Raw genomic sequence first — 23,748 nt, 5'->3', positions numbered from 1 at the left:
ATATATTCTACTATTGTTTTTTCATTTTGTAGTTTTACTTTAAAGAAATTAAAACTATGAAATCATTAAAAAATAAAACAGCTCTTATCACAGGAGGAACAAAAGGAATAGGATATGCAACCGCACTTTCGTTACTTAATGAAGGTATTAATGTTGTTATAACAAGTAGAAATGAATCTTCAGCTATTGAAGCTGCAAATCAGGTTAATTCAAGTAAAAAAACTGAAGCGAAGGCTATTGGAATAGAAGCGGATGTGAAAGACTTTGATAGCCAGCAAAAAGCTGTAGCAAAAGTTTTAGGGTATTTTAATCAATTAGATATTGTTATAGCAAATGCAGGTATCGGTCACTTTGCTAGTATTGAAGATTTAACTTTAGAGCAATGGCAGGAAACCATCGATACTAATTTAACAGGTGTTTTTTATTCGATAAAATCTAGTGTTGAAGCATTAAAAAAATCTGAAGGCTATTTTATAACTATTTCAAGTTTAGCAGGTACTAATTTTTTTGCTAATGGATCTGCATACAACGCTAGTAAATTTGGTGTTACAGGATTTACACAAGCCGCGATGTTAGACTTAAGAAAACATAATATAAAAGTAAGCACAATCATGCCAGGGTCTGTTGCAACTCATTTTAACGGACATATACCTAACGATAATGATGCTTGGAAAATTCAAGGTGAAGATATAGGGGAATTAGTAGTTGATTTACTTAAAATGAATCCAAGAACACTACCAAGTAAAATTGAAGTACGTCCAACAATGCCACCAAGCAAATAGGTTTAATTTTTTACTATTTTTTTACTAGCTACAAGTGTATTGTTAGCATAGAAATTTGTTAGATAAATTCCAGCACTTAAATTACTAATATCTAATTGTTGAGTTTCATAATTTGAGACCAATAATGACTTTAGTTTTTTACCATCTAATCCTACAACATCAATTTTTAAGTTTAAATTATTACTATTTTCAAACTTAAAATTAATGATGTTGTTTGTTGGGTTTGGATAAATAGTAATGCTTAAATTATTCATGATGCTATTAATATCTTCAACACCCAAAGCAGAATAATTTATAGTCCATGTTACTGTATAAACATGTATGGTCTCATGATTATCTGTTTTTAATAGTGTGGTAGCATCATTAACTACAGTTTTTAAGGTGTTTGTGCCTTCAACTAAATCGGTTTCAATAAGTGAAACAGCATCAACATTATTAGTGAAATTTGAAGCGTTTAATGTCCAAACTCTTTGTAAGGTGTTAGGTATGGGGTTTATTAAATTCAACTGAAAATCAATAGGAAAACTTGGGCTGTTAACCATATTTGAAGATGGGGTATACGAATCAATAGGAGAAACTAAATCATGTATTTTTTCAATAATACCTTCTTTACAAACGGAACAAAATGGATAACTTAAATAACGCATTTTACAACCTTGATGAGGTCTATACCAATTTGCCGCAAAGCCAGAGTTGTTATATGGATAAATACCAATTCCATTAGTGCCTAACCAATTTTTCCATGTTATTAAACTGGGATCTGATTGTTGTGTCATGTTAATAGCTTCACTAAAATAAATTTCGTCTAGAGGGAAATATTCATCTTTCAAATCAAATAAAGAATGTCCTAATTCATGTATGGCAATTTCTGTTGCTTTTACACCATTAACAACACCTTTAGAAGCCATTGGGAATATGCCGCCACTACCGCCATAAACGTTAGAATTAACAAGTATTAAAGCTTGATCGTAACTAGGAAAATTATTGGCTAGAACATCATAAATTTTAGCTTCAGTGTTATTCGCATAACTTCCATCTATTTCATAAAATAAAAGACGATGAAATCCATAAGCATCAAAAGTGGCATTAAAATAAGTATCAACATTAAGCACAGGAGAAGCAGGTTCAGTAACATCATTAGCTGTTCCTGGATGATCTGCACCACTTTCATTGGATGGTACTTTTATGATGTAAACATTAAAATAATCAACATATTCAGCGAATGGCGATTGTGAAAACATGTCGTTCATAAAATCTGTTGCATCAATAGTGAATTGATTTAGTTCACTTTCTTGATAGCCATCACTTAAAATAACGAGATTTATTCTTTTATTAGTATCACCAGAAAGCTTGAGCGTCTCCACATCAAAAATTTGAGATGAAACTTGCATCACATTAACCAAAAATAATATTAAGAATAATACGTGTTTCATTAATTAATATTTGTTTTTATCAAAGGTTTTTTTGGGTTTTCAGAAGTACTAAAATTACTAATAGCAATATACTTTGTGTTTGGTCTCAATTGCAGTCTTAATGAAAACTGAGCACTATCTAAATCAATTTTTTTGTTTTGAAATGAATTTGATTCATCAATATATTCAATGTTTTTAACCAGTGGGTTTTTTATAATAAAGCGTTGTAATGTGTTTGAATTTTTATCTAATTGCATGCAAACTAAATCTCCTATAATACCATCTTCAAGAACATCAGTTTTTTTTAACTTACCATCAGTTACTATCTTGTTAATAAATTTAATACTTCTTTTATTATCAGCAGTTTTCTTAATATTATAATTTAAAAAGATAATTTTTGGGCTGCTTTCAATTGAAGATTCTTGTGTAGCCATGTTTTTATGACTTCCGCATGACATTAAAAACCACAAAACACAAAGTAATGGGAGGTAGGTTTTAGGTTTTATATGTTCAGTTTTAAGTTTCAAAACAGAAAAAATGGGGGTGAAATATTTTGTAAAGTTAAGAAAATAAAAAAGAGACATTTAATGCCTCTTTTTTTAAGCTTATCAAGCTAGTAAATCTTTATATTTATCTCGATAGTAATAAAGCATTACTATATTTAAAATTAACAAAATTAGTGCTCCAGCAATGTCAGCAGGACCTAAAAACAAGTGGAATAAAACGGCGTTAATAGAAACACTCATTAAAATAATAGCCATTAAAGCACCATATTTATTAAAAATAAAAGATAAGCCAGCAACAATTTCAACAACTCCAACAAGTTGTAGTGTTTTTGTGGACATAAGCGCCGTCATGTAATTCATAACAGCTTCAGGCATTTCTTCTGGAGCAGGCATAAAATTCAAAAATTTATTAGCTCCAAAAATGACAAGTAATATTCCAAAAATAATTCGGACAATAGTTAAAACTTTACTCATAATTAAATGTATTAGTTAATAAATTAAAGATAATAAATATTTCATTATATCTGTTTTCACCTTTTTATTTAACTAACAAACGTTTGCCTTCACTATGGCTGCTAAATTCTGGAGCGTACATGCTTTGTATAGTGGTGATGCCATTGCTCATATTTCCAGCATTATTTATGCGTAAATCGTATTCAAAAACGTAAATACCTTTTGGTAAATAATCAAAAAAGAAGTTTGTTGAGGCATCTTTTGTGCTTTCATAATAACCCAAACCATCTTGCCATTTGTATTGTGATATTACATTTACAGGTTCTAAACCAGAAGCTCGCATATCCTTCATGTGTAAAAATTCCATGTTTCTATCGCTTCGTAATTCAATTCGAACTCTTACTAAATCGCCTACTTTTAAATTGGTATTTTCTGTGATTTCGGTAATTTCTTCACCAGTATCTGTATTGTTTTTTAGAAATAATTTTTTCTTCAATTTTAAAGGTGTTTCAGCTGAAGTTATTTTGTCTAAATCCTCAAAATATTGCCAATATAAACTTCCCCAAGCAATACCATCTCCTTTTTTAGTTATTGTAACGTCTGCCATTTCTGGTTTAATTTCTGATGGATTCCATGAAGTTTTGTAATAGCCAGTTCCAGCTTCAACTTTTACGTCTTCTAGTTTTGAAGGCTCAATACGTTTTCCGCCTAAAACCACATCAACCATATCGGCTACGCTCAACCAATCACTTCCTTGAAGTAATAACGCATAAACAGCTTCGGTAGTTGCTTTGGTGGTTTTCCAACGGTTGGTTTGCTTGTTTTTAAGCAACCAGATTTTTAAATTATCAATAGTTTCGGTATCGTTTTCAATTTCAGAAAAAGCTTCAATAATTAATGCTTGTGTTTCAATAGGCGCTTGATACCAATACCAAGAGTTGGTGTTTTCTTTCCAATACATGCCCAATTCATCGGAAGTGATACTTGTTTCCTTTAAAGAATTTAAGATTTTAGACGATGTTTTCTTATCGCTATTTCTATGAGAAATTAAAGCCATCAACCCTTTTGAATATAGCGAACGATTTAACCAATATTTCTGAATTTGCGTTTGGTAATATTTTATAATGTCTTCAACTTCTTTTGATTTTTTAACATCTTGAAAGAAGCTACGCATATATAAATAATGCAGTTGCGTATAGCTTAAATGGTCTTTATTTAAATCTGTTTTTGCATCATATTTTCTAATGTCTATGTATTCTTTTATAAACTGATCGTCTAAATATTTGATAGCATTCTCAATCATTTTAGAATTCGCGTCATTATTTACATTCAGATGTTTTAAATGTCCAAAACCAGTAATAATGTGTTGTGTGATGTATCTGTTTTCTCGACCGCCATTAAACCAAGCCCAAGCTCCAGAATCCATTTGATTATTTTCTAGTTTATTGATAGCTGACTGTAATTCATTATTCATTTTATTTAAATCGAATAATAAAGCAATTCGTTTTTTCTGCTCGGTTTCGTTTTCTGCATCACGTAACCAAGGTGTTTCTTGAATTAAAATCGATTTTAATTCTTCATTCTTTTCTAAGTTTGAAATAATCGCATCCGTGTTTTTCCATTGATTAAAAACCTCTTGAATTCTTGGGTTCGAATTCGCAATATGACTTGCCAACGCATTGGCATAATAGCGTGAAAATGTTTGTTCGTTACACTCATAAGGATATTCCATTAAATAGGGAAGTGCTTGAACCGCATACCACGCCGGATTGGAAGTCATTTCCAAAGTCAGTTTATGATTTTTAAGAGTTGTTGAGGTATTTGTTTTTAGTTTATCTAACGTGAACGTTCTAGTTTCGTTACTTCTTATCCACATTGGTAATGTTTCAGTAACTAACATGCGGTTACTTAAAATTGGTAAAGCATTTTGTTCGCCATCACTAAAATCGCTAGCTTTTGCTATGATTTTATATTGAACAGCTTGCACATCATCTGGAATTGATAAACTCCAAGAAACTTGCGTATTGCCTTTAGCATCAACAGTAAAGTTTTTATTGTTTTCTGAATTGCCAAGATTTACATTAACATCATTTCCAGAAATAGCATCGGTTAACATTAATATGGCTTGTCCAGAAAGTTGCTTTTCTGTAAGATTTGAAATTTTTGTACTGATAGTTATATTATCACCTTCACGTAAAAAACGAGGTGCATTTGGGATAACCATCAATTCTTTTTGGGTAACCGTAGTTAATGTTTTAGTAGCACTTTCTAAATTTTTTTTGTGTGCTAATAATTGCAATTTCCATTGTGTTAAAGCTTCGGGTGTTGTAAAACTGAAACTTATATTGCCTTCGGCATCTGTTCGTAATTGCGGAAAGAAAAAGGCGGTTTCTTGAAGGTTTTTACGGATTAGAACGTTGTCAAAATCTAGTTTTTCTTTTTTAGTTATTTGAGCAATAACAGTTCCCTCTCCTTGTTCTGTTTTAGTACTTACAATTAAAGCTTTTTCTTTTTGAGTTTCATAACCAACAACTACAACTTCATCTAAGTTTGAAGAGTCTTCTTGAACTTCAATTCCAGCGACTCTTCCACTTAGAGCATTAGAAACACTTGATACTCCTCGAAGCATTATATTTCGATTCCCAAAACTAAACCCAAACCAATTCCAATCATCATATTGTTGTTGAGGATAGCTGACATAAGCTCTTTCATTATAAACTCTAAAGTTTTTAGTGCCAAAATTACTATAACCTCTACTTTGATTATTAGAATAATAATTGGATTGTTGTATTGGATTAAAACTCCAAGTGTGAGGTTTAAATTGGTCTAAAGATGCATCGTACATACTGGCTAGTAATTCGCTGCTTATTTTTTCACCTTGTGGTCCTTTTATTTTAAAACTCCAAGTTTCATCGGTTCCAGGTTGTAATTTATCTCTAAAGGTTGTGGTTTCAATATCTAATTCTGTTTTAGGATAAGGTACCGATATAATCTCTGTAGAAGATTGAAAACTATTAAACGCAGCATAACTATAATGTACTGCAAAGCCACCAATATCTTTATTTGTAATAGGAATTGAAATGGTTTTTTTATTGTTATTAAGTTGAATAATATGTGTTTTAATAACCTTATGATCTTTTTCAATAGTTACAGTAACATTCAAATTTTCTGCTGCTGAAGCAAATGTTATAATAGCTGTTTCGTCTGATTTATAATTTGGTTTATTTGTTGTTATAGAAAATAATTGATTATCGGCTAAAGTTTTATCGTCATCACTAAATAGGATTGTTTTAACTTCATCTTTTACGACTTGCCCGAACTTATCTTTGCTTTCTAAAGTGATAATGTATTGACCCGACTTCCACTTTTTAATTTTACCTAAAGCGAGTTCTTTTGATTTTTGAGTATTAAATTCTTTTTCAAAAACAAGTTCACCTTTTTCCCAATTATTTGCATTGTCTTCATTTGAATAAGCTTGATGCGGAAATAGGTTTTTAAAAGTTTCTTCAGATAAATCTTGATAATCTGGTGCTGCCCAAGGTCGCAGTCTTAAAACATGGTTTGGTGCTTTTAATTTGTATATTTTAACAACTCCTTTCGCAGGAACAAATTCACCATTTAAGTTTTTAGTATCAATATTAATGCTAATGTCTTTTTTAGTTTTATCTATAACATTATCAACACTCATTTTAACAACCAAAGCATGATATCCAACATTTACAACCGTAGTTGCGCTTCGGGTTTCTCCATTTAAATCGGTAACATCGGCAGTAATTTCATAATTAAAAATAGGTAAGCTACTTTTATCGACACTTTGGTCTGGAATGGCTTTAAAAATGATTTCGAATTCTCCTTTATCATTAGTGATGCTTTCCCCGTGAGTAATTTCTTGAGGTTCGCTATTAAACCAAGGTCGATACCAAAAATACCAACTCGGGTATTGTACTTTTCGTTGTACACGATATACTACCTTAGCATCGGTAATATTGCTGCCTGCATAAGCTAAAGCACTACCATTTATACTTACAGAATCGTTAATTTTAAAGGTTTCGGTAATAGGTGTGAATTTGGTTTCAAACTTGGGGCGTTTGTATTCTTCGACTGAGAAATAATGTTCTGTAAAAAAATCTTTTTCTTCACCATCAAATTCAATGTAATATTCACCATTCAAACCATTATTTGGTAAAATAAATTCCCCAGCAACAGAGCCAAATTCATTGGTTTTAAATTCAAACTCTTTAATGTCTTCACCGTTAACATTGTATAGCGTAGCATAAACAGATTCGTTAGCTACAACCTCAGATTTACCATTTTTGTTTTTTATAGCAATGGCTTTAAAATAAACAGTTTGTCCTGGTCTGTAAATACTTCTATCGGTAAAAATGAATGCTTTGTATGTGTCTTTTTCTTTTTCACGTTGGTAATATGGATTTACATAATAATCGCCAAAATATGCAGTGTCATTTCCGTAATTAACTTTAGTACTAATATTTCTGTAACGATCATTGTTTTTCTCGATTTTTACTTCACCATATAAGTTTGTTGTATAGTTTTCTTTTTGCGTGCTTCTGCTGTTGTTTTCGTAGTAACTTAATTCAACAGTAGCATTGCTTATCGGCTTGCCGTTATTTCTATCAATAATTTGAAAGATTTTGTGTTTGCTGTTATCGGTTTCAACTAAAGCCAAATTAGTGACTTGCAAAGTGGCAAAAGCAAAGGTTTCTTTGTCATTTTTAACCGATGCAAAAATTAAATAAGTACCATTATCAAGTTTGGGAACTAGAACTTCGGTTGAATGCGTTTGAAAATCACTTTCATTACGTAATTTGCTTTCCCAGTTTTTATAGGCATCTAGTTTTTTAATAAATGCGAGCTGTTCTTCTTTCTGATAGGTTTTATTAAATTTTTCTAACTGATTTCTATTTATTTTGAAAACTTGAAAATTAAGTTCCTCCAAGTTCTTATAACTTATTAATAAACGCGCATCTTTTTGAATAGGTAAATAATCTTCAGTAGTAATTTGAAGTATTTGCTGTTCGATTTGAGATTTTAAAACGACACATTTTTCGGCACCTTTACTTTTTGGAAATTTTGCAATAACGTTATCACAAATATCCATGGCTTCTTTAGCTTTCCAACGATTTTCTTCATTGGTTTTAGGTTCATATTGATTGCTTTGTTGGTAGTAAATAGAGGCAATTTCAAAATTGTATAAACCAGAAACTTCATGTGTTTTTAAACGTTCGCTTTCCGTTTTTAAAGCATCCAATAAAATAGTTTCTTTATCATTAAAAGTAGCTTGTTCATTTACGAATTTAAAACGCTGAATATTAACATCTGCTAAAGCGAAAGGCGATTCATCTTTTAAATGAAATTGTATTAAATCCTGATAAATTTTAAGTGCATTAAGTTGAAGCGACGTAGAATCTTTTGATTCAATTTTTAAGTTTAAAAATTTTTCTGTGTTATCTAAAAATTTAGGATTATCAATCTCAAATTTATAAGCTGGCTTCGTAATTTGAGTTTCGTTTGTTTTATAAAAACCTAAAGCTTCCTGATTTAGGAAATCAAAAAGCGTCGGTCTATAAATTTTAGAATCTTTTTGAAGATTTAAAAGGGTGTCGTAGTTACTTAAATCTTCTTGCTGAAGCATTAATCCGTTTTGTAACGAATTTTGATAATGTATATGTATTTCGTTAAAAAGTGTTTGTAAATCCCAAGTTCTAAAGTCATCAGTATCTACCTTTTCAGAAGTTTTAGTTCTATTGTAAAACAGCCACCTGTTTTGATTAAAGTATTGCCAATATAAATTCGCCAATATGCTTTCTAAAACGTTTTTTGTTGGAAACGAACTGTTTTTTATTTCAGTTTTAAAGTCATTTATAATGTTTAATTGTGCATCTTCTTCTAAAACTAAAGCAAACTTGCTTTTAATAAGCATGGTTTTTATAAGTTGAGGTGTGTTTTTGTCCCTAGTAGCTTTTTGTGCAATATCTTCAACAATTTTTAATGCCGATTTGGGTAGGTTATCTATTTCAAATTGCTCTACTTTACTCCATAAATCTCCGTAATTTTGAGATTGAGCGTTAGAAAAGTTTGCAAAAAGTATAATCATTATTATAGAAAGTATCTGTTTCATTTCTTAAAGTTTGTCTCTAAAATAGTTTCAAAAGCCATACCAAAAAACCTTGGATGAGCGAACTACTTATTTGGTTGAGTGAAGTTAGTTATTTTAAACCTAAAATAGAAGTTAGCTTTTTATAATTATAGTTAAAACTAACCGTTATACTAGATGAGTTAAAATCTATTTTTATAAGAGCGAAAATTTATAGATGAAAGCTTATTTTTGCATAATCGACTTAATTATTATGAAGCACTTTTTGTTCTTATTGCTATTCCCAATATTGGGTTTTTGTCAACCAAATCTTAATGAAGTAGATGTTTTTTTTCAAGAAAAACAATTCAAACAAGCTGAAGTTTTTATCATTAATTACTTAGAGGTAAACCCAAATAACCTTGAGGCTATCGAGTTGTTAGGTGATGCTTTTGGACATCAAAAAAAATGGAATGAATCAATAGAGAGTTATAAAAAACTTGTTGAAGCTAATCAAGATAATGCCAATTATTATTACAAATATGGTGGTGCTTTAGGAATGAAAGCATTACAAAATAAGTTTAAAGCCATTGGTTTAATTGGTGATATTAAATCTTCGTTTTTAAAAGCCGCAGAATTAGATGAAAAACATATAGATGTACGTTGGGCTTTGGTGGAATTATATATGCAATTACCGGGTATTTTTGGTGGTAGTAAAAGTAAATCGTTGCAATATGCTAAAGAGCTAGAAAATCTTTCAAGAGTAGATGGGTATTTAGCAAAAGGTTATATTTATGAGTATGATAATAATCCAGAATTAGCTGAGAAATATTATAAAATGGCCATTCAAGAAGGGGGTTCTTTAGTCTGCTTTGATAAGTTAACAAAGCTTTATGAAAATGAAAGTGAGCCAGAAAAGGCTATTAAGAATATTGAGGAGGCTAACGATAAACATCCTCGAAATGCACTGCATTATCAAATAGGAAAAGTGGCTGCAGAATATAATATTGAATTAGAAAAAGGTGAACAATGCCTACTAACTTATCTTAAAAAATATTCTCCTGAAGATGGTGTTCCAAAAGCATGGGCAAATTACCGTTTGGCACAAATACACATGCATAAAAATAATAAAAATGAAGCCTTAAAGTATATAGATTTAGCTATTGCTGAACTTCCAAAAATAAAACCTTTTAAAGAGGAAAAAGAGAAGATTTTAAATCTTTAGTGGTAAGCACCATAAAATATTCGTGAATTCGAGGTGAAAAAAGTATATTTGAAGACATTCTACAACAACACATGAACGTACATTTTATAGCCATTGGTGGTGCAGCAATGCACAATTTAGCATTAGCATTACACAATAAAGGATATCAAGTAACCGGAAGTGACGACACGATTTTTGAGCCTTCTAAATCTAGGTTAGAAGCTAAGGGTTTACTACCCGAAACTTTTGGTTGGTTTCCAGAAAAAATAACAAAATCTCTTGATGCCATTGTTTTGGGTATGCACGCCAAAGCCGATAATCCAGAACTCCTAAAAGCTCAAGAATTAGGACTTAAAATTTATAGCTATCCTGAGTTTTTGTACGAACAATCTAAACATAAAACACGAGTTGTTATTGGAGGAAGTCATGGTAAAACTACCATAACCTCTATGATTCTGCATGTTATGCATTACCATGATAAAGAAGTGGATTATATGGTTGGTGCGCAATTAGAAGGTTTTGATGTGATGGTAAAACTTACCGAAACCAACGATTTTATAGTGCTTGAAGGTGATGAATATTTAAGCTCTCCAATTGATATGCGTCCAAAATTTCATTTATACAAACCCAACATTGCTTTGTTAAGCGGTATTGCTTGGGATCATATAAACGTATTTCCAACTTACGAGAATTATGTAGCTCAGTTTAGCATTTTTGTTGATAGCATTGTAAGTGGCGGAAGTATAAACTACAATGAAGAAGATCCTGAGGTAAAACATGTGGTTGAAGCTAGTAATAATACTATTAGAAAAATTGCATACAAAACACCAGAATATACTGTTGAAAATGGACAAACGCTTTTAGAAACTCCAGAAGGACCTTTACCAATTGAAGTTTTTGGAGCACACAATTTAAATAACCTTGCTGGAGCAAAATGGATTTGCCAACATATGGGTATTGATGAAGACGATTTTTATGAAGCTATAGCTACCTTTAAAGGAGCAAGCAAACGTTTAGAAAAAATAGCAGAAAGCAAAACTAGTGTGGCTTATAAAGATTTTGCACACTCACCAAGTAAAGTAGAAGCGACTACAAAAGCAGTAAAAGAACAATATAATAATAGAATATTGGTAGCATGTTTAGAGCTACATACTTATAGCAGTTTAAATGCGGAATTTTTAAAAGAATATAAAGGAGCTTTAGATGCAGCCGATGTTGCAGTCGTATTTTACTCACCACATGCCGTGGAAATTAAAAAACTAGAAGAAGTGACTCACGAGCAAATTGCTAATGCTTTTGAGCGTGATGATTTAATTATTTATACCAACCCAGACGATTTTAAAGCTTTTCTTTTTGAACAAAATTTTGAAAATAAAGCGTTACTATTAATGAGTTCTGGTAATTATGGTGGTTTAGATTTTGATGCTGTTAAAAGATTGATGGAATAATTTCATCCTTAGGTGTTAGTATTTAAATTACTATTTTTTATAGGTTGTAGTGCGCAGTTATCTGATTTTTAGAAACTTCCGTTCTTAATCTCCTTTTTAAATTAAATATTTATAATAACTATCATTTGCTATAATATTGAACCAAACTAGAAGTTTTGTTTTTAATTTTGGCTAATAGTAACATAAGCGGTATATTATAATTCATCATTATCTTCATACATTTCAGTTATTTTTTTAATTTCTTTACCAATATTTTTTCCTTGCTCAAATTCTGTAATCCAAGATTCTATAAGAATTAAACTCGTAGCATTACATGCTTGAAGTCCATAAGAATATGGTCGTAAACTTAAAGTATGAGAAAAATTGATATCAAAAAGAATATTGTTGGATGTACCATTTTTATTGATTGTCCTATAGGCTGAATCAATATCTATTCCTGGCAATTTCAGCCATGCACAATCACTATCAAAAATGATAGTATCTTTCATCCCTTTTTCTATTAAAATTTCAGCATTTTCCGAATTTATAAATTTAGCTGAAGCGCTACGTACAGTACCTTCTTTTACTAATGATGGAAAAGGATATTCTTCTATTTCAATCTTTTTTTGTCCAGCACAATTAATAAATAAATTGTACTCCAATGTTTCATAGCTACCATTCTCTAATTCCAAAGTTATTCTAGTTTTTCCTGTGTTAAATGAATTATCTTCTACTGTCACCATTCCCGTCTTCAATTCTATGCAATCTGCATCGTAAAGGGCTAAAAGTATATTTGCTGACTGTAGTGGTAGTGCTGCTATAACATTCATCAAAAAAGCCATAATCTCTTTGTGAAAAAAGTGATGATCTTCAGCTGGTAATAATTCGGCATGGTAATTCAAGCTATACATCAAGTCATCCAATGTTTCCATCCAATGAATGGGGATATTGTTATAAACAGAATCTTTAGCAGCTATCATTTCATATCTCATACCATCAAATGAATTAATATACTCATGTTTTTCAGACATCAAATTCACAAAATCATTAAAACTAAAATTTTCATCCTTGAGTTTCTCAACTACATCAAGTTTATTGTCTTTAGTTAAAGCGACAACCAACGCTGGGCGGCATAGGACATTGAAAAATTCCTCAATTCTTAGAAAACCATCCTCGTTTAACAGTTCAATTAATTGTTCACGGCTAAAATGACGGTATATTTCTCGCATTGGTTCTTGTTGCTCATATTGAAGATGTGGTAGCCATCCTTCAGCCGAATGTAAAACTATTTTAAATCGAGAAGCTTCTTTATGTTTTATATACTTCAATTCGTCTCTAATCATAATAAACTTTCCGTGACGATGAGATAGAGAAGTTATAACATCGAAAGCGCTCAATGAAGCCCCAAGAGTACCTATTGGAAAATTATAGTATGTATCCTTTTTTGGAAGTAACTTATGTATTGGCCACGGGGAAGCAAAATAACCTGATTCTGGTTTATCCTTTTCCTTCCATACATGACCATTAGCAATAATAACTGTTGAAAAAGTATATAATTTTCCGTGAACGTCTTTTATTTCTATTTCGTCCTCTTTCGATTTAGTAATGTCTATTACTTCACTTTCGCACCGCTCGACAACTTTAATGCCTTTAAAAGTTAGAGATGTTATCAATTGCTTAAACTGCTCGTGAAAATAATGCCCCATAGCAACACGACTATATACCTTTGTGTCATCAATAGGCATATCTTTTATATTAAAATGATGTAATGACTTACGCTCTTGTTGACGAAGCCAATCGCCTAAAGTTTGCGGGAGTTTTGGAATTTCTTCCGAAGAAATGTTTGCTAGGTTATATATATCTGTAGTATTAGGATGGTATGGCATTCCCATACCAGAAATTTTTTCCTTCTCAAATATAGTTATACTTTTAATATCATCTTTCAGTATATCTATATGCTTCCAAATATTATTTAGTAAATATATAGCCGTTGGTCCACTACCCACAATTGCAATATTAGAAAGGTTTAGCATGTGTTAAAGTTTAAAATTTTGGAAGTCTCCTTCTTATTTAGGTCCTAGGATTAAAGTTTTAAAGTTAAAATAATTATTTTCTAAATTGCACACAATGTTACTAAATGGAGAGTTTTAAATATTTATATCGATAGTTAAAGGAAGTTAGTTAAATTTATTTTTAAACTAATTATTTCAATTTTTCCTTAAAAAAAGCAATGGTTCGTTCCCAAGCTAAAGTAGCTGCTTTTTCATCATATCTAGGTGTGGTATTATTATGAAATCCATGATTAACATCTGGATAAAAATGTGCAGTATACTCTACATTGTTTTCTTTTAAAGCTGTTTCGTAATCTGGCCAACCAGCATTTACACGAGTATCTAATCCTGCATATTGTAATAGTAATGGTGCTTTTATTTTGAGTGTGTCTTCAGTTGATGGTTGTCCGCCATAAAAAGGGACTGCTGCTTTTAAAGTTGGAATTTTTACAGCCATCATATTTGATATCCATCCGCCAAAGCAAAACCCAACCACGCCTATTTTTCCATTACAATCTTCATGAGACATTAAATAGTTATAAGCCGCAATAAAATCTTCAAGCATTTCATTTCTATCACGTTGGCGTTGTAATTCTCTACCATCATCATCATTTCCTGGGTAACCTCCTAAAGGCGATAATGCATCTGGAGCTAAAGATATAAAACCTTCAATAGCAGTTCGTCTACCAACATCTTCAATATAAGGATTCAATCCACGGTTTTCATGCACTACAATTACTCCAGATAATTTGCCTGTAGTACTGTCTGGTTTTACTAAAAGATTATCTACATAATTTGGCGTAATAAAACTTAATAATGAGGAAACAGTAACGCCACCAATGGCATAAAGTGATAGCTTTTCAACAAATTTGCGTCTGTCAATTTTATTATGAGCATAATCGTCATACAAATCAAAAACGTCTTGATTGATGTCTTCTTTTTTTAATGGTTTCATTGTGTGAGTTTTTATTGCTTCTGAAATTTACAATATTTATCTTTATTGCATGACAGAAAAACCACCTTCTTTTTCCATAAAAAATTGGAGTCAAGACGATCAACCTCGAGAAAAATTACTTTACAAAGGAAAAGCAGCATTAAGTGATGCAGAATTAGTAGCTATTTTAATTGGCTCAGGAAATAGAGACGAAAGCGCAGTAGCTTTATGCAAACGTATTTTAGCAAGTGTTGGTAATAATTTAAGTGAATTAGGAAAGCTATCTATAAAACAGCTTATGGAATTTAAGGGTATTGGTGAAGCCAAAGCCATAACCATAGCAGGAGCTTTGGAGTTAGGAAGACGGCGAAGAGGCGAGGAGGCTTTGGAGAAAAAGAAAATAACGTCAAGCGCTTCAGTTTTTGAACTCATGCAACCTGTTATTGGAGAACTTGAACATGAGGAGTTTTGGATTATCTACTTAAATAATTCAAATAAAGTAATACAGAAAAATCAATTAAGTAAAGGTGGTATAACAGGTACTTTGGTTGATGTACGTTTAGTCCTTAAAAATGCCTTAGAAGTTGGTGCAACGGGGTTAATTTTAGCACATAATCATCCATCAGGAACATTAAAACCAAGTGAAGCAGACAAGCAAATTACCAATAAACTCAAAACTGCTGCACAAAGTTTAGATATAAAAGTTTTAGACCACTTAATTATAACTGAAAAAGCATACTTTAGTTTTGCAGATGAAACCATACTATAAATGCTTTTAGTTTACACGCATAAAATATCACCTAGAGTAAAATATGTATTTAAACATATTTGTACTAGAGTTTTGGGTATTGATGTTGGTTTTACAACTAAAATAGAAGAATTTATAGCTCATGATGACATTAAAATGTCATACACCAAACAACAACTTAGTAACGAGTTTTTTATTAAAAGTCATGACATTTTATTCGAACAAGGTTTAAGTGATGTTGAGATTTCTATTAATAATTGGGGAGATACAAAATGTTTCTTTTTTAATGGCGATAAAAGTGCCATTCCCTTTGATATTTTTTCTGCTGCTTTTTATCTCTTATCACGTTATGAAGAGTATCTGCCACATGTAAAAGACGCTTATGGCCGTTTTACAGCAACAGAAAGTTTAGCTTATAACGAGGGCTTTTTACATCAGCCAGTTGTAGATATTTGGGCATATAAATTTAAAGACGCATTACAAAACCAATATCCAGAATTTGAATTCCCAATAAAAACCTATAGAATAAAACCAATTATTGATGTGCCTACTGCATATAATTTTAAATTGAAAGGTATTATGAGAACTTTAGGAGGTACTATTAAAGACCTTTTTAGTTTTAGATTTAAAAATTTATATATTAGGTTTATGGTAATTATAGGTTTTTTACACGACCCTTATGATACTTTTAAATATATCTTAAACAGGCAGAAACAAACAAGTTTCAAGTTTATGTTCTTTTTTTTAATAGGCGATTATTCAACTTATGATAAAGGTATAAATCCTAATAAAAAGAAATTTGTATCACTAATAAAACATGTAGCAGATTACTGTAAAGTGGGTTTAAAAGCATCTTTTTTCGCCTTAGGAGATATTGCTATTTTGAAAAAAGAAAAGCTGAGAATGGAGGATATTTTAAACACAAATTTAAAAGCTTCAAGACAATCTTTTTCAAAACTAAATTTACCAGAATCCTATAGAAATCTTATAGAGTTAGAAATTCAAGAAGACTATACAATGGGTTATGTAAATCATGCAGGTTTTAGAGCAGGGTCTTGTACACCTTTTCTGTTTTACGATTTAGATTACGAAGTACAAACGCCATTAATGATTAATTCGTATCACATTATGGACTATGCGCTATTGAAAAACCACTCTTTACTAGACAAAAAGAAAAGGTTAAATGAAATTATTAAAGAAGTAAAACAAGTAAACGGGGAGTTTATTCCTGTATTTCATAATTATACATTTAGTAATGATGCTAGATGGAATGGTTATAAAGAATTGTTTAATATTATTTTAGATTCAGCAAATGAAGATTAAAGGCATAACCGATGTGTTTTTCGATTTAGATCATACCCTTTGGGATTTTGATAAAAATTCTGCATTAACATTCGAAAAGATTTTTGAAATAAATAACATAAACATTAGCACTAATGATTTTTTGGCTCATTATATGCCTATAAACTTAAATTATTGGAAGCTTTTTAGAGAAGAAAAAATAGAAAAAGAAGCACTACGTTTTGGGAGATTAAATGATGCTTTTTTAGCTGTTAATTTAAAAGTTGAAGAAAATTTAATTTATAAATTATCTGATGACTATATAATGCATTTAAGTTCTTTTAATCATTTGTTTGAAAACACATTTGAGATTTTAGATTACTTAAGTTTAAATTACAACTTACACATTATAACTAATGGATTTGATGAGGTTCAGAAAAAAAAACTTAATAATTCTAACATTAATAAGTATTTTAAAACCGTTACAAATTCAGAAATGGTTGGTGTTAAGAAACCCAACCCTAAAATTTTTAACTTTGCTTTAGAATTTGCAAATACCAAAGTTGAACAAAGTATAATGATAGGCGATAGTTATGAAGCCGACATTCTTGGTGCTAAAAACATAGGTATGGAAGTTGTTTTTTTTGATATTAACAAGATAGTTTTAGATACCAATGTTAAGCAAATAGATAATTTAATTCAACTAAAAAAGTATTTATAAGTATTGCAATTGTATATTTACAAATACCATTAAACTTTATATTTAATTAAGATGAAAACTAAGTTTTTTCCAATTTTTATAGCATTTTTTATAGTTACAGCAGTATTTTCTCAATCAAATTTAAATGATTATAAATATGTTATTGTTCCCAAAAAGTTTGATTTTTTAAAAGAACAAGATCAATATCAATTAAATTCATTAGCACAGTTTTTATTTAATAAATATGGGTTTGAAGCTCTTTTTGAAGGTGATGATTACCCAGAAGATTTAGCTAGTAATAGATGTTTAGGTTTAAGATCTGATGTTATAAAAGATTCAGGAATGTTTAAAACAAAATTAAATGTAGAACTTAAAGATTGTAACGATAGGGTTGTTTATACCTCTGAAGTTGGTGAAAGTAGAGAAAAGGAATATAAAATTGCTTTTAATTTAGCTTTAAGAGATGCTTTTAAATCTATTGAAGCATTGAATTATAAGTATGAACCTAGTGAGGAAATAATGTCTTTAGCTAACCCTAAAGTTGCTGCTAAAAGTGAAGTGGCACAAGAAATACAACAATTAAAACAAGAAATACAAAACCTTAAAAAGGAAAAAGAAGCTGAGGTTGAGGTTATTCAAGTAGAAAAAATAACAGCCGAACCAATTAAAAAAGAAGAACTTGTAAAAGAAAATATTATAGAAGGATTTTCGAACATATTATATCCACAAGAAATTGAGAATGGATTTCAATTAGTAGATAGCTCACCAAAAGTGGTTTATCGAATTAAAAAGACAAACCTTAATAATGTGTTTTTAGTTGAAAATAAAAGTGCCATTATTTACAAAAAAGGTGACGAGTGGGTTATAGAATATTATACTGATAGTGTTTTAAAGCAAGATGTATTAAATATTAAATTTTAATTTTCAGCTACCTAATATCCATACTTGTCTTTCCAGCGTTGTTTTAAAAACTCACGATGCGCATTTTCTCTAGCATTATTTCCGGGTTCGTAAAGTTTAGTGTTTTTTATTTCGTCAGGTAAAAACTCTTGGTTAGCAAAATTATCTTGGTAATTATGAGCATATTTGTAATTATCGCCATAGCCTAACTCTTTCATAAGCTTTGTAGGTGCGTTTCTAATTTCTAAAGGCACACTTAAGTCGCCTGTTTCTTTAACCAATTGTTGGGCATTACCAATAGCTTTATATGCCGCATTACTTTTAGGTGAACAAGCTAAATATGTAGCACATTGGCTTAATAGAATTCTTGATTCCGGATAACCTATAGCTGTAACCGCTTGAAATGTATTGTTGGCTATAACAAGTGCTGTTGGATTAGCATTTCCTATATCTTCACTTGCCGAAATAAGTAAACGGCGTGCAATAAATTTTACATCTTCTCCACCTTCTATCATACGAGCCAACCAATAAACAGCTCCATTGGGATCGCTACCTCGAATAGATTTTATAAAGGCCGAAATAATATCATAATGTTGCTCTCCGGTTTTGTCGTAACGAACTGTATTATTCTGTATTTTTTGAAGAACATCATCATCTGTTATCGTTATGGAATCATTGTCATACGAATTCACTATTAGCTCAAAAATATTAAGCAATTTTCTAGCATCACCACCTGATAATCTTAAAAGCGCATTCGTTTCTTTAAGTTCTATGTTTTTTTTAGAGATATAAATATCATCACTAATAGCGCGTTTTAAAAGTAGCTCTAAATCGTTTTTATCAAATGCATTTAAAATATAAACTTGACAACGTGATAAAAGCGCCGAAATAACCTCGAAACTAGGATTTTCGGTAGTAGCACCAATAAGTGTAATCCAACCTTTTTCAACAGCTTGTAGTAGTGAGTCTTGTTGGGATTTACTAAATCTATGAATTTCGTCTATAAATAAAATAGGATTTTTAGTAGTAAATAAACCACCACTTTGTTTCGCTTTATCAATAACATCTCGAATATCTTTAACACCAGAGTTTATAGCACTTAAAGTGTAAAATGGTCTGCCAGATTCTGTAGCAATAATATTCGCAAGCGTTGTTTTTCCAGTGCCAGGTGGTCCCCAAAAAATCATCGAAGGAATTAATCCTTGTTTTATATGTTGTGTTAATGCGCCATTTTTTCCAACTAAGTGTTTTTGGCTAACATAGTCATTTAATGTTTTAGGACGTAATCGTTCTGCTAATGGCTCATTCGCGTTCATAAATGTAAAATTAAAGCAATTTTTTTAAGTTTTGGGTGTGTCTTTAGAAAATAAAATACTGGTTTTAGCTTCTTGCACTTATGTAAATACCTGTCAATTTAGCATTATAGCCAAATTTGGTTAACTATTTGCTAACTTTAGTACAATGAATAAACCAGATCATTTTAAATTCTCAACAGGAGTTGTGGCATATCCAATACTATTTGTATTAACCATATGGATTGTATTTTGGGTAGAAGTTAGGTTTGGATATAATTTTAGTAAATATGGGATATATCCACAAACCTTAAAGGGATTGAGAGGTGTTTTATTAAGTCCTTTTATACATGGAAATATTCAACATATATACCATAATACGATTCCGTTGTTTGTTCTATCAATGGCATTGTTTTATTTCTACCGCCATATTGCTTGGAGAGTTATAATTTTTGGAATTTTGATTTCTGGATTTTTTACATGGTGTATTGGTAGACCTTCATATCATATTGGTGTAAGTGGCTTAATTTATGTTTTAGTTAGTTTTACTTTTTTTAAAGGCGTTTTTGCAAAGCATTATAGGTTAATAGCTTTATCGCTTTTAGTAGTTTTTTTATATGGAAGTATGATTTGGTATACATTACCTATTGAAAAAGGAATTTCCTGGGAAGGACACATGTCTGGTCTAATAACAGGGTTGTTATTTGCATTATTTTTTAAAAAAGAAATAGCAAAACCAAAGAAATATATTTGGGAACAAGAAAATTATAATGAAGACAATGATCCATTTTTGAAACATTTTGATGAAAATGGAAATTTTATAGAATCAATTGAAACTGAACCTGAAATAGAGCAGGAGCAACACACTATAAATTATATTTACAAAAAAAATAAAGATTAGCGACGCTGTCTTAATACTTCATATAAAAAAGCACCACAAGCTACAGATACATTTAATGATTCAATCTCACCAAGTAAAGGTAACTTCGCTTTGGCATCAACAACTTTTAAAATAGAAGGATTTATACCTCTACCTTCTGATCCCATAATTATAGCACAAGGTTCAGAAAATGAAACATCGTATAATGTGTCATTAGTTTTTTCGGTAGCAGCAATTACTTTTATACCAGAAGCCTGCATAAAAAACACCGCATCTTTTATGTGATCTACTTTACAAATAGGTACTTTGAAAACGGCACCTGCACTAGTTTTAATAGTATCTCCATTTACAGGAGCTCCACCTTTTTTCTGTATAATAATACCATTTACACCAGTACATTCAGCAGTACGAATTATGGCACCAAAATTTCTAACATCACTTAATTGATCAAGTAATAAAAATAAAGGTGCTTTACCTGACTCTATAACATTCATTACTAATTCTTCAATATCGTGAAACTCAATTGGTGAAATTTGAGCTACAGCTCCTTGATGGTTACCTTTTGTTAGTCTGTTCAGTTTTTCAACAGGAACATAAGATTTATTAATTGAATTTCTATTTAATAAAGATTCTAACTCACTAAACAATTCACCATGTAATCCCTTTTGAAGAAATACTTTATCAATAGTTTCGCTAGAATTTATAGCTTCTATTATAGCTCTAATACCGAATATTTGTGTTTGATTTTCCATTGGGTTAAAGGTATAAAAAAAGAGACTGTTATTCACAGTCTCTTTTCAAGCAATTTAATTTAATAAATTTTAATTTGTATCAAAAGCACTCGCTTCACTAGCTCCAAAATTTCCACCACCAGTAGCTTTTACAGTACCATCAATAGTTAAAGTATAAGAACCAAGATTAGTGCCATCATTCATACCATCACCATAAACATCGGTAACGTATAATGTGTAATCTCTTCCTGCACAAAGTGTAATGCTTTCAGAAGCAGATCCTTGACCATCAGCATAACCTGATTTTGAAGCAACCACACCATCTAATGCATCAGTTATGTACCAGCCAGTTTCACTTGAATAGTAATCGAAAGCAAAATCTAAAGTAGCAATTATTTCATTACAGTTTTGTATGTATTCTACTGTAGCTGCTGGACCATTAGAGAATTCTGCTCCGTTTTCAAAGGTAATATTAAGTCTATTAACTCCAATTCCTAAATCAACATCAGATAAGTTAACTGCTAGAGTACCTTCATTAGTACCACCTGGTACTGTTACAGAAGATGGTACAGAAAAAGAACCTGGAGCCGCATTAGAATCATCTACAATGACGTTGAAAGATCTATCAGCAGAAGTTATATTACCTGTGTAAACAGGTATTTCAAGAGTAGTTGAACCACCTATATCAACACCTGTTGAATATACTGCATCACCAAATGTAACATATTCTAATGGAGGTGGTAAATAAGTGTCTTCACAGCTTTGTAAAAAACCTACAGTTGATAATAATATCAAAAATATATATGCTATTTTTTTCATAAATTTTAGTTTTAATTTAGTTATTAAATCCATAACTAAATATTAGTTATTTTGACTACTAACAAAAGGGTTATTTTGAATTTCAGATTCAGGAATTTCAAAAGTCATTTTTTCATCATCATAAGAAATAGGTTGACCTACGAAAGACAAGTGATTATCTCCACGAGTTCTTGTGTCTTTAAATCTTTTCATTGCTAAATAACTTTTACCTTCACCCCATAATTCTATTCTAGTTTGAAGACTAATTTCATCTAATAAAGCTTGACCAGACAATGCATCTACATAAGATGCATCAGGAATTCTTTGATTTAATAAGAATTTTAAACTTGTTCTAGCTCCTGGCTCATCACCTGATTTAGCAGAAGATTCTGCATTTAATAAATACATCTCGGCAACTCTCATATATATGTAATCTGCAACAACAGAAGTACTTGCTCCATAAGCTACACGACTTGCATCATAAAATTTGAATAAAGGCATTAAATGACGGGCATCGGCTGGGTTATTGTAAAATTGACCTTTTCTAACATCATCTGCTGGAATTGTAGCAAAAAGATCCGAATCAATTACTTTATAATCACCATAAGCAGCATAACTATATGAGTAATAGTCCACTTGTCCCCACCATGAAACTAAATCTAATCCAGAGTCGATAGTTATATCTGCACCCCACATCCAACCAGGAGTGTTTACATCATTAAAACCACCTAAAACTTCTGTATCATTCATTAAAGTAAATTCACCAGAATTAATAATTTGTCCAGTAAGTGTTTTAACATCTAGGTCTTTTCCTCCCATAGCTCCATAAACATAAGCTAATACTCCTTTAGCAATATTTTGGTTTACTTCTACTTTAGCAGTTCTTGTATAACCGTTCAATAAAGAAATAGCAGATAATAAATCACTTTCAATAAGTGCATAAATTTCAGACGCAGCTACCTTTGGTCCATTTTGATCTAATAAATCATCATATAGAGGTAAAATTTCTTCTGAAGGATTATAAGTTTTTTGAAAAAATTGAGCTAAGTAAAAATAAGAGTGTGCTCTCATGGTCTTAGCTTGACCTAAAATATATTTATTTTCATCATTTTCTGGAATAGCATCGTTACCTCCTAAGGCATCAATTACTGTATTAGCAGATCTAATAATTCTGTAATAATAACGCCATACCATGTAATTACGTGTGCGTGTAAAATCTAATGCAGCTTGATATTCAGTTATTTCAGCACGATACCAACCATAAGTACTTACAGAAAGAGCCATATCGCTAGACATCATATCTGAATAAATATCATATCCTTTCTGACCAAAATCGTCATGATTTGTTGTTCCTCCAGTACCTGTTTCAAACATTAAGGCATAAATACCAGTCATGGTACCCCTAATTACATCAGGGTTTTTTGAAGCTGCTTCAGCTATTTGATCTGTGGTAATAAACTCTGAAGGTTCTTTTACCAAATAATCTTCGCTACAGCTATATGCTAGCATTAAGGTAGCTGTAACTAATGTTAATTTAATTAATTTTTTCATTTTC

General features: G+C 30.9%; 18 protein-coding genes. 8 read left to right on the top strand and 10 right to left on the bottom strand.

From position 1 onward, the window contains the following. Nucleotides 1–56: 56 nt before the first annotated feature. Nucleotides 57–782: an SDR family oxidoreductase gene (locus BT151_RS00630; RefSeq protein ID WP_072399637.1), complete on the top strand. Its 726-nt coding sequence runs from the start codon at nucleotides 57–59 to the stop codon at nucleotides 780–782. 2 nt (nucleotides 783–784) lie between these two features. On the opposite strand, the gene BT151_RS00625 is transcribed toward BT151_RS00630, so the two are convergent. The 4 genes from BT151_RS00625 to BT151_RS00610 all read right to left on the bottom strand — a co-directional run bounded on the left by BT151_RS00625 (nucleotide 785) and on the right by BT151_RS00610 (nucleotide 9,292). Further along, the gene (locus BT151_RS00625; RefSeq protein WP_072399635.1) at nucleotides 785–2,215 is read right to left on the bottom strand and encodes a T9SS type A sorting domain-containing protein; all 1,431 of its coding nucleotides are present in this window, start codon (nucleotides 2,213–2,215) and stop codon (nucleotides 785–787) included. Further along, nucleotides 2,215–2,628: a hypothetical protein gene (locus tag BT151_RS00620; RefSeq protein ID WP_143144227.1), complete on the bottom strand. Its 414-nt coding sequence runs from the start codon at nucleotides 2,626–2,628 to the stop codon at nucleotides 2,215–2,217. Before BT151_RS00620 ends, BT151_RS00625 begins: the two co-directional genes overlap by 1 nt. Nucleotides 2,629–2,802: 174 nt before the next feature. Then, nucleotides 2,803–3,174: a DoxX family membrane protein gene (locus BT151_RS00615; RefSeq protein ID WP_245794672.1), complete on the bottom strand. Its 372-nt coding sequence runs from the start codon at nucleotides 3,172–3,174 to the stop codon at nucleotides 2,803–2,805. 64 nt (nucleotides 3,175–3,238) lie between these two features. Next, the gene (locus tag BT151_RS00610) at nucleotides 3,239–9,292 is read right to left on the bottom strand and encodes an alpha-2-macroglobulin family protein (RefSeq protein ID WP_072399630.1); all 6,054 of its coding nucleotides are present in this window, start codon (nucleotides 9,290–9,292) and stop codon (nucleotides 3,239–3,241) included. Between the two features lie 229 nt (nucleotides 9,293–9,521). On the opposite strand from BT151_RS00610, the gene BT151_RS00605 reads away from it, so the two are divergent. Together BT151_RS00605 and BT151_RS00600 are read left to right on the top strand one after the other, a co-directional pair. Beyond that, nucleotides 9,522–10,472: a tetratricopeptide repeat protein gene (locus BT151_RS00605; protein ID WP_072399628.1), complete on the top strand. Its 951-nt coding sequence runs from the start codon at nucleotides 9,522–9,524 to the stop codon at nucleotides 10,470–10,472. A 71-nt stretch (nucleotides 10,473–10,543) separates the two neighbouring features. Next, nucleotides 10,544–11,899 (top strand): UDP-N-acetylmuramate--L-alanine ligase, encoded by a 1,356-nt coding sequence (locus BT151_RS00600; RefSeq protein WP_072399627.1) that lies wholly within the window; start codon nucleotides 10,544–10,546, stop codon nucleotides 11,897–11,899. A 194-nt stretch (nucleotides 11,900–12,093) separates the two neighbouring features. Here the strand turns inward: BT151_RS00600 and BT151_RS00595 are convergent, their stop codons facing one another. Both BT151_RS00595 and BT151_RS00590 read right to left on the bottom strand, forming a co-directional pair. After that, complete coding sequence (locus BT151_RS00595; RefSeq protein ID WP_072399625.1) at nucleotides 12,094–13,911, bottom strand: FAD/NAD(P)-binding protein; 1,818 nt, start codon at nucleotides 13,909–13,911, stop codon at nucleotides 12,094–12,096. A 169-nt stretch (nucleotides 13,912–14,080) separates the two neighbouring features. Beyond that, nucleotides 14,081–14,884 carry a dienelactone hydrolase family protein gene (locus BT151_RS00590; protein WP_072399623.1) on the bottom strand — a complete coding sequence of 268 codons (804 nt, stop codon included), beginning with the start codon at nucleotides 14,882–14,884 and terminating at the stop codon, nucleotides 14,081–14,083. Between the two features lie 49 nt (nucleotides 14,885–14,933). Between BT151_RS00590 and radC the strand changes: the two genes are divergently transcribed. Genes radC through BT151_RS00570 form a run of 4 tightly spaced genes read left to right on the top strand, consistent with a single transcriptional unit; the run spans nucleotide 14,934 to nucleotide 18,513 of the window. Next, nucleotides 14,934–15,632 (top strand): RadC family protein, encoded by a 699-nt coding sequence (gene radC / locus BT151_RS00585; RefSeq protein WP_072399621.1) that lies wholly within the window; start codon nucleotides 14,934–14,936, stop codon nucleotides 15,630–15,632. Continuing rightward, entirely contained in the window at nucleotides 15,633–16,934 is a 1,302-nt protein-coding gene (locus BT151_RS00580; protein ID WP_072399619.1) for a polysaccharide deacetylase family protein, read from the top strand. Then, nucleotides 16,924–17,613 carry a YjjG family noncanonical pyrimidine nucleotidase gene (locus BT151_RS00575; protein WP_072399617.1) on the top strand — a complete coding sequence of 230 codons (690 nt, stop codon included), beginning with the start codon at nucleotides 16,924–16,926 and terminating at the stop codon, nucleotides 17,611–17,613. The genes BT151_RS00580 and BT151_RS00575 overlap by 11 nt, the downstream gene beginning before the upstream one ends. Nucleotides 17,614–17,664: 51 nt before the next feature. Then, on the top strand, nucleotides 17,665–18,513 hold the full coding sequence (locus BT151_RS00570) for a hypothetical protein (RefSeq protein WP_072399615.1): 849 nt from the start codon (nucleotides 17,665–17,667) through the stop codon (nucleotides 18,511–18,513). An 11-nt stretch (nucleotides 18,514–18,524) separates the two neighbouring features. Here the strand turns inward: BT151_RS00570 and BT151_RS00565 are convergent, their stop codons facing one another. Next, the gene (locus BT151_RS00565) at nucleotides 18,525–19,808 is read right to left on the bottom strand and encodes a replication-associated recombination protein A (protein WP_072399613.1); all 1,284 of its coding nucleotides are present in this window, start codon (nucleotides 19,806–19,808) and stop codon (nucleotides 18,525–18,527) included. 145 nt (nucleotides 19,809–19,953) lie between these two features. On the opposite strand from BT151_RS00565, the gene BT151_RS00560 reads away from it, so the two are divergent. After that, nucleotides 19,954–20,685, top strand: a complete 732-nt coding sequence (locus tag BT151_RS00560; protein WP_072399611.1) for a rhomboid family intramembrane serine protease — start codon at nucleotides 19,954–19,956, stop codon at nucleotides 20,683–20,685. On the opposite strand, the gene rlmB is transcribed toward BT151_RS00560, so the two are convergent. The 3 genes from rlmB to BT151_RS00545 form a co-directional block, all read right to left on the bottom strand. Then, nucleotides 20,682–21,416, bottom strand: a complete 735-nt coding sequence (gene rlmB, locus BT151_RS00555) for a 23S rRNA (guanosine(2251)-2'-O)-methyltransferase RlmB (protein WP_072399609.1) — start codon at nucleotides 21,414–21,416, stop codon at nucleotides 20,682–20,684. The genes BT151_RS00560 and rlmB overlap by 4 nt on opposite strands. Nucleotides 21,417–21,485: 69 nt before the next feature. Beyond that, nucleotides 21,486–22,214, bottom strand: a complete 729-nt coding sequence (locus BT151_RS00550) for a hypothetical protein (protein WP_143144226.1) — start codon at nucleotides 22,212–22,214, stop codon at nucleotides 21,486–21,488. Nucleotides 22,215–22,256: 42 nt separating this feature from the next. Continuing rightward, nucleotides 22,257–23,744, bottom strand: coding sequence for a RagB/SusD family nutrient uptake outer membrane protein (locus BT151_RS00545; protein ID WP_072399605.1), 1,488 nt, complete (start codon nucleotides 23,742–23,744; stop codon nucleotides 22,257–22,259). Nucleotides 23,745–23,748 lie beyond the last annotated feature (4 nt).

The sequence above is a fragment of the Flaviramulus basaltis genome (genome assembly GCF_900114265.1).
GTDB classification, from domain to species: Bacteria; Bacteroidota; Bacteroidia; order Flavobacteriales; family Flavobacteriaceae; genus Flaviramulus; species Flaviramulus basaltis.
Note: the sequence above shows the minus strand (reverse complement) of the source record. Positions and strands in the feature narration are given on the sequence as shown.

What these genes read in the sequence shown, in the direction of transcription:
- BT151_RS00630 (WP_072399637.1), top strand. Translation starts at nt 57, where the DNA reads ATGAAATCATTAAAAAATAAAACAGCTCTTATCACAGGAGGAACAAAA.
- BT151_RS00625 (WP_072399635.1), bottom strand. Translation starts at nt 2,215, where the DNA reads ATGAAACACGTATTATTCTTAATATTATTTTTGGTTAATGTGATGCAA.
- BT151_RS00620 (WP_143144227.1), bottom strand. Translation starts at nt 2,628, where the DNA reads ATGGCTACACAAGAATCTTCAATTGAAAGCAGCCCAAAAATTATCTTT.
- BT151_RS00615 (WP_245794672.1), bottom strand. Translation starts at nt 3,174, where the DNA reads ATGAGTAAAGTTTTAACTATTGTCCGAATTATTTTTGGAATATTACTT.
- BT151_RS00610 (WP_072399630.1), bottom strand. Translation starts at nt 9,292, where the DNA reads ATGAAACAGATACTTTCTATAATAATGATTATACTTTTTGCAAACTTT.
- BT151_RS00605 (WP_072399628.1), top strand. Translation starts at nt 9,522, where the DNA reads ATGAAGCACTTTTTGTTCTTATTGCTATTCCCAATATTGGGTTTTTGT.
- BT151_RS00600 (WP_072399627.1), top strand. Translation starts at nt 10,544, where the DNA reads ATGAACGTACATTTTATAGCCATTGGTGGTGCAGCAATGCACAATTTA.
- BT151_RS00595 (WP_072399625.1), bottom strand. Translation starts at nt 13,911, where the DNA reads ATGCTAAACCTTTCTAATATTGCAATTGTGGGTAGTGGACCAACGGCT.
- BT151_RS00590 (WP_072399623.1), bottom strand. Translation starts at nt 14,884, where the DNA reads ATGAAACCATTAAAAAAAGAAGACATCAATCAAGACGTTTTTGATTTG.
- radC (WP_072399621.1), top strand. Translation starts at nt 14,934, where the DNA reads ATGACAGAAAAACCACCTTCTTTTTCCATAAAAAATTGGAGTCAAGAC.
- BT151_RS00580 (WP_072399619.1), top strand. Translation starts at nt 15,633, where the DNA reads ATGCTTTTAGTTTACACGCATAAAATATCACCTAGAGTAAAATATGTA.
- BT151_RS00575 (WP_072399617.1), top strand. Translation starts at nt 16,924, where the DNA reads ATGAAGATTAAAGGCATAACCGATGTGTTTTTCGATTTAGATCATACC.
- BT151_RS00570 (WP_072399615.1), top strand. Translation starts at nt 17,665, where the DNA reads ATGAAAACTAAGTTTTTTCCAATTTTTATAGCATTTTTTATAGTTACA.
- BT151_RS00565 (WP_072399613.1), bottom strand. Translation starts at nt 19,808, where the DNA reads ATGAACGCGAATGAGCCATTAGCAGAACGATTACGTCCTAAAACATTA.
- BT151_RS00560 (WP_072399611.1), top strand. Translation starts at nt 19,954, where the DNA reads ATGAATAAACCAGATCATTTTAAATTCTCAACAGGAGTTGTGGCATAT.
- rlmB (WP_072399609.1), bottom strand. Translation starts at nt 21,416, where the DNA reads ATGGAAAATCAAACACAAATATTCGGTATTAGAGCTATAATAGAAGCT.
- BT151_RS00550 (WP_143144226.1), bottom strand. Translation starts at nt 22,214, where the DNA reads ATGAAAAAAATAGCATATATATTTTTGATATTATTATCAACTGTAGGT.
- BT151_RS00545 (WP_072399605.1), bottom strand. Translation starts at nt 23,744, where the DNA reads ATGAAAAAATTAATTAAATTAACATTAGTTACAGCTACCTTAATGCTA.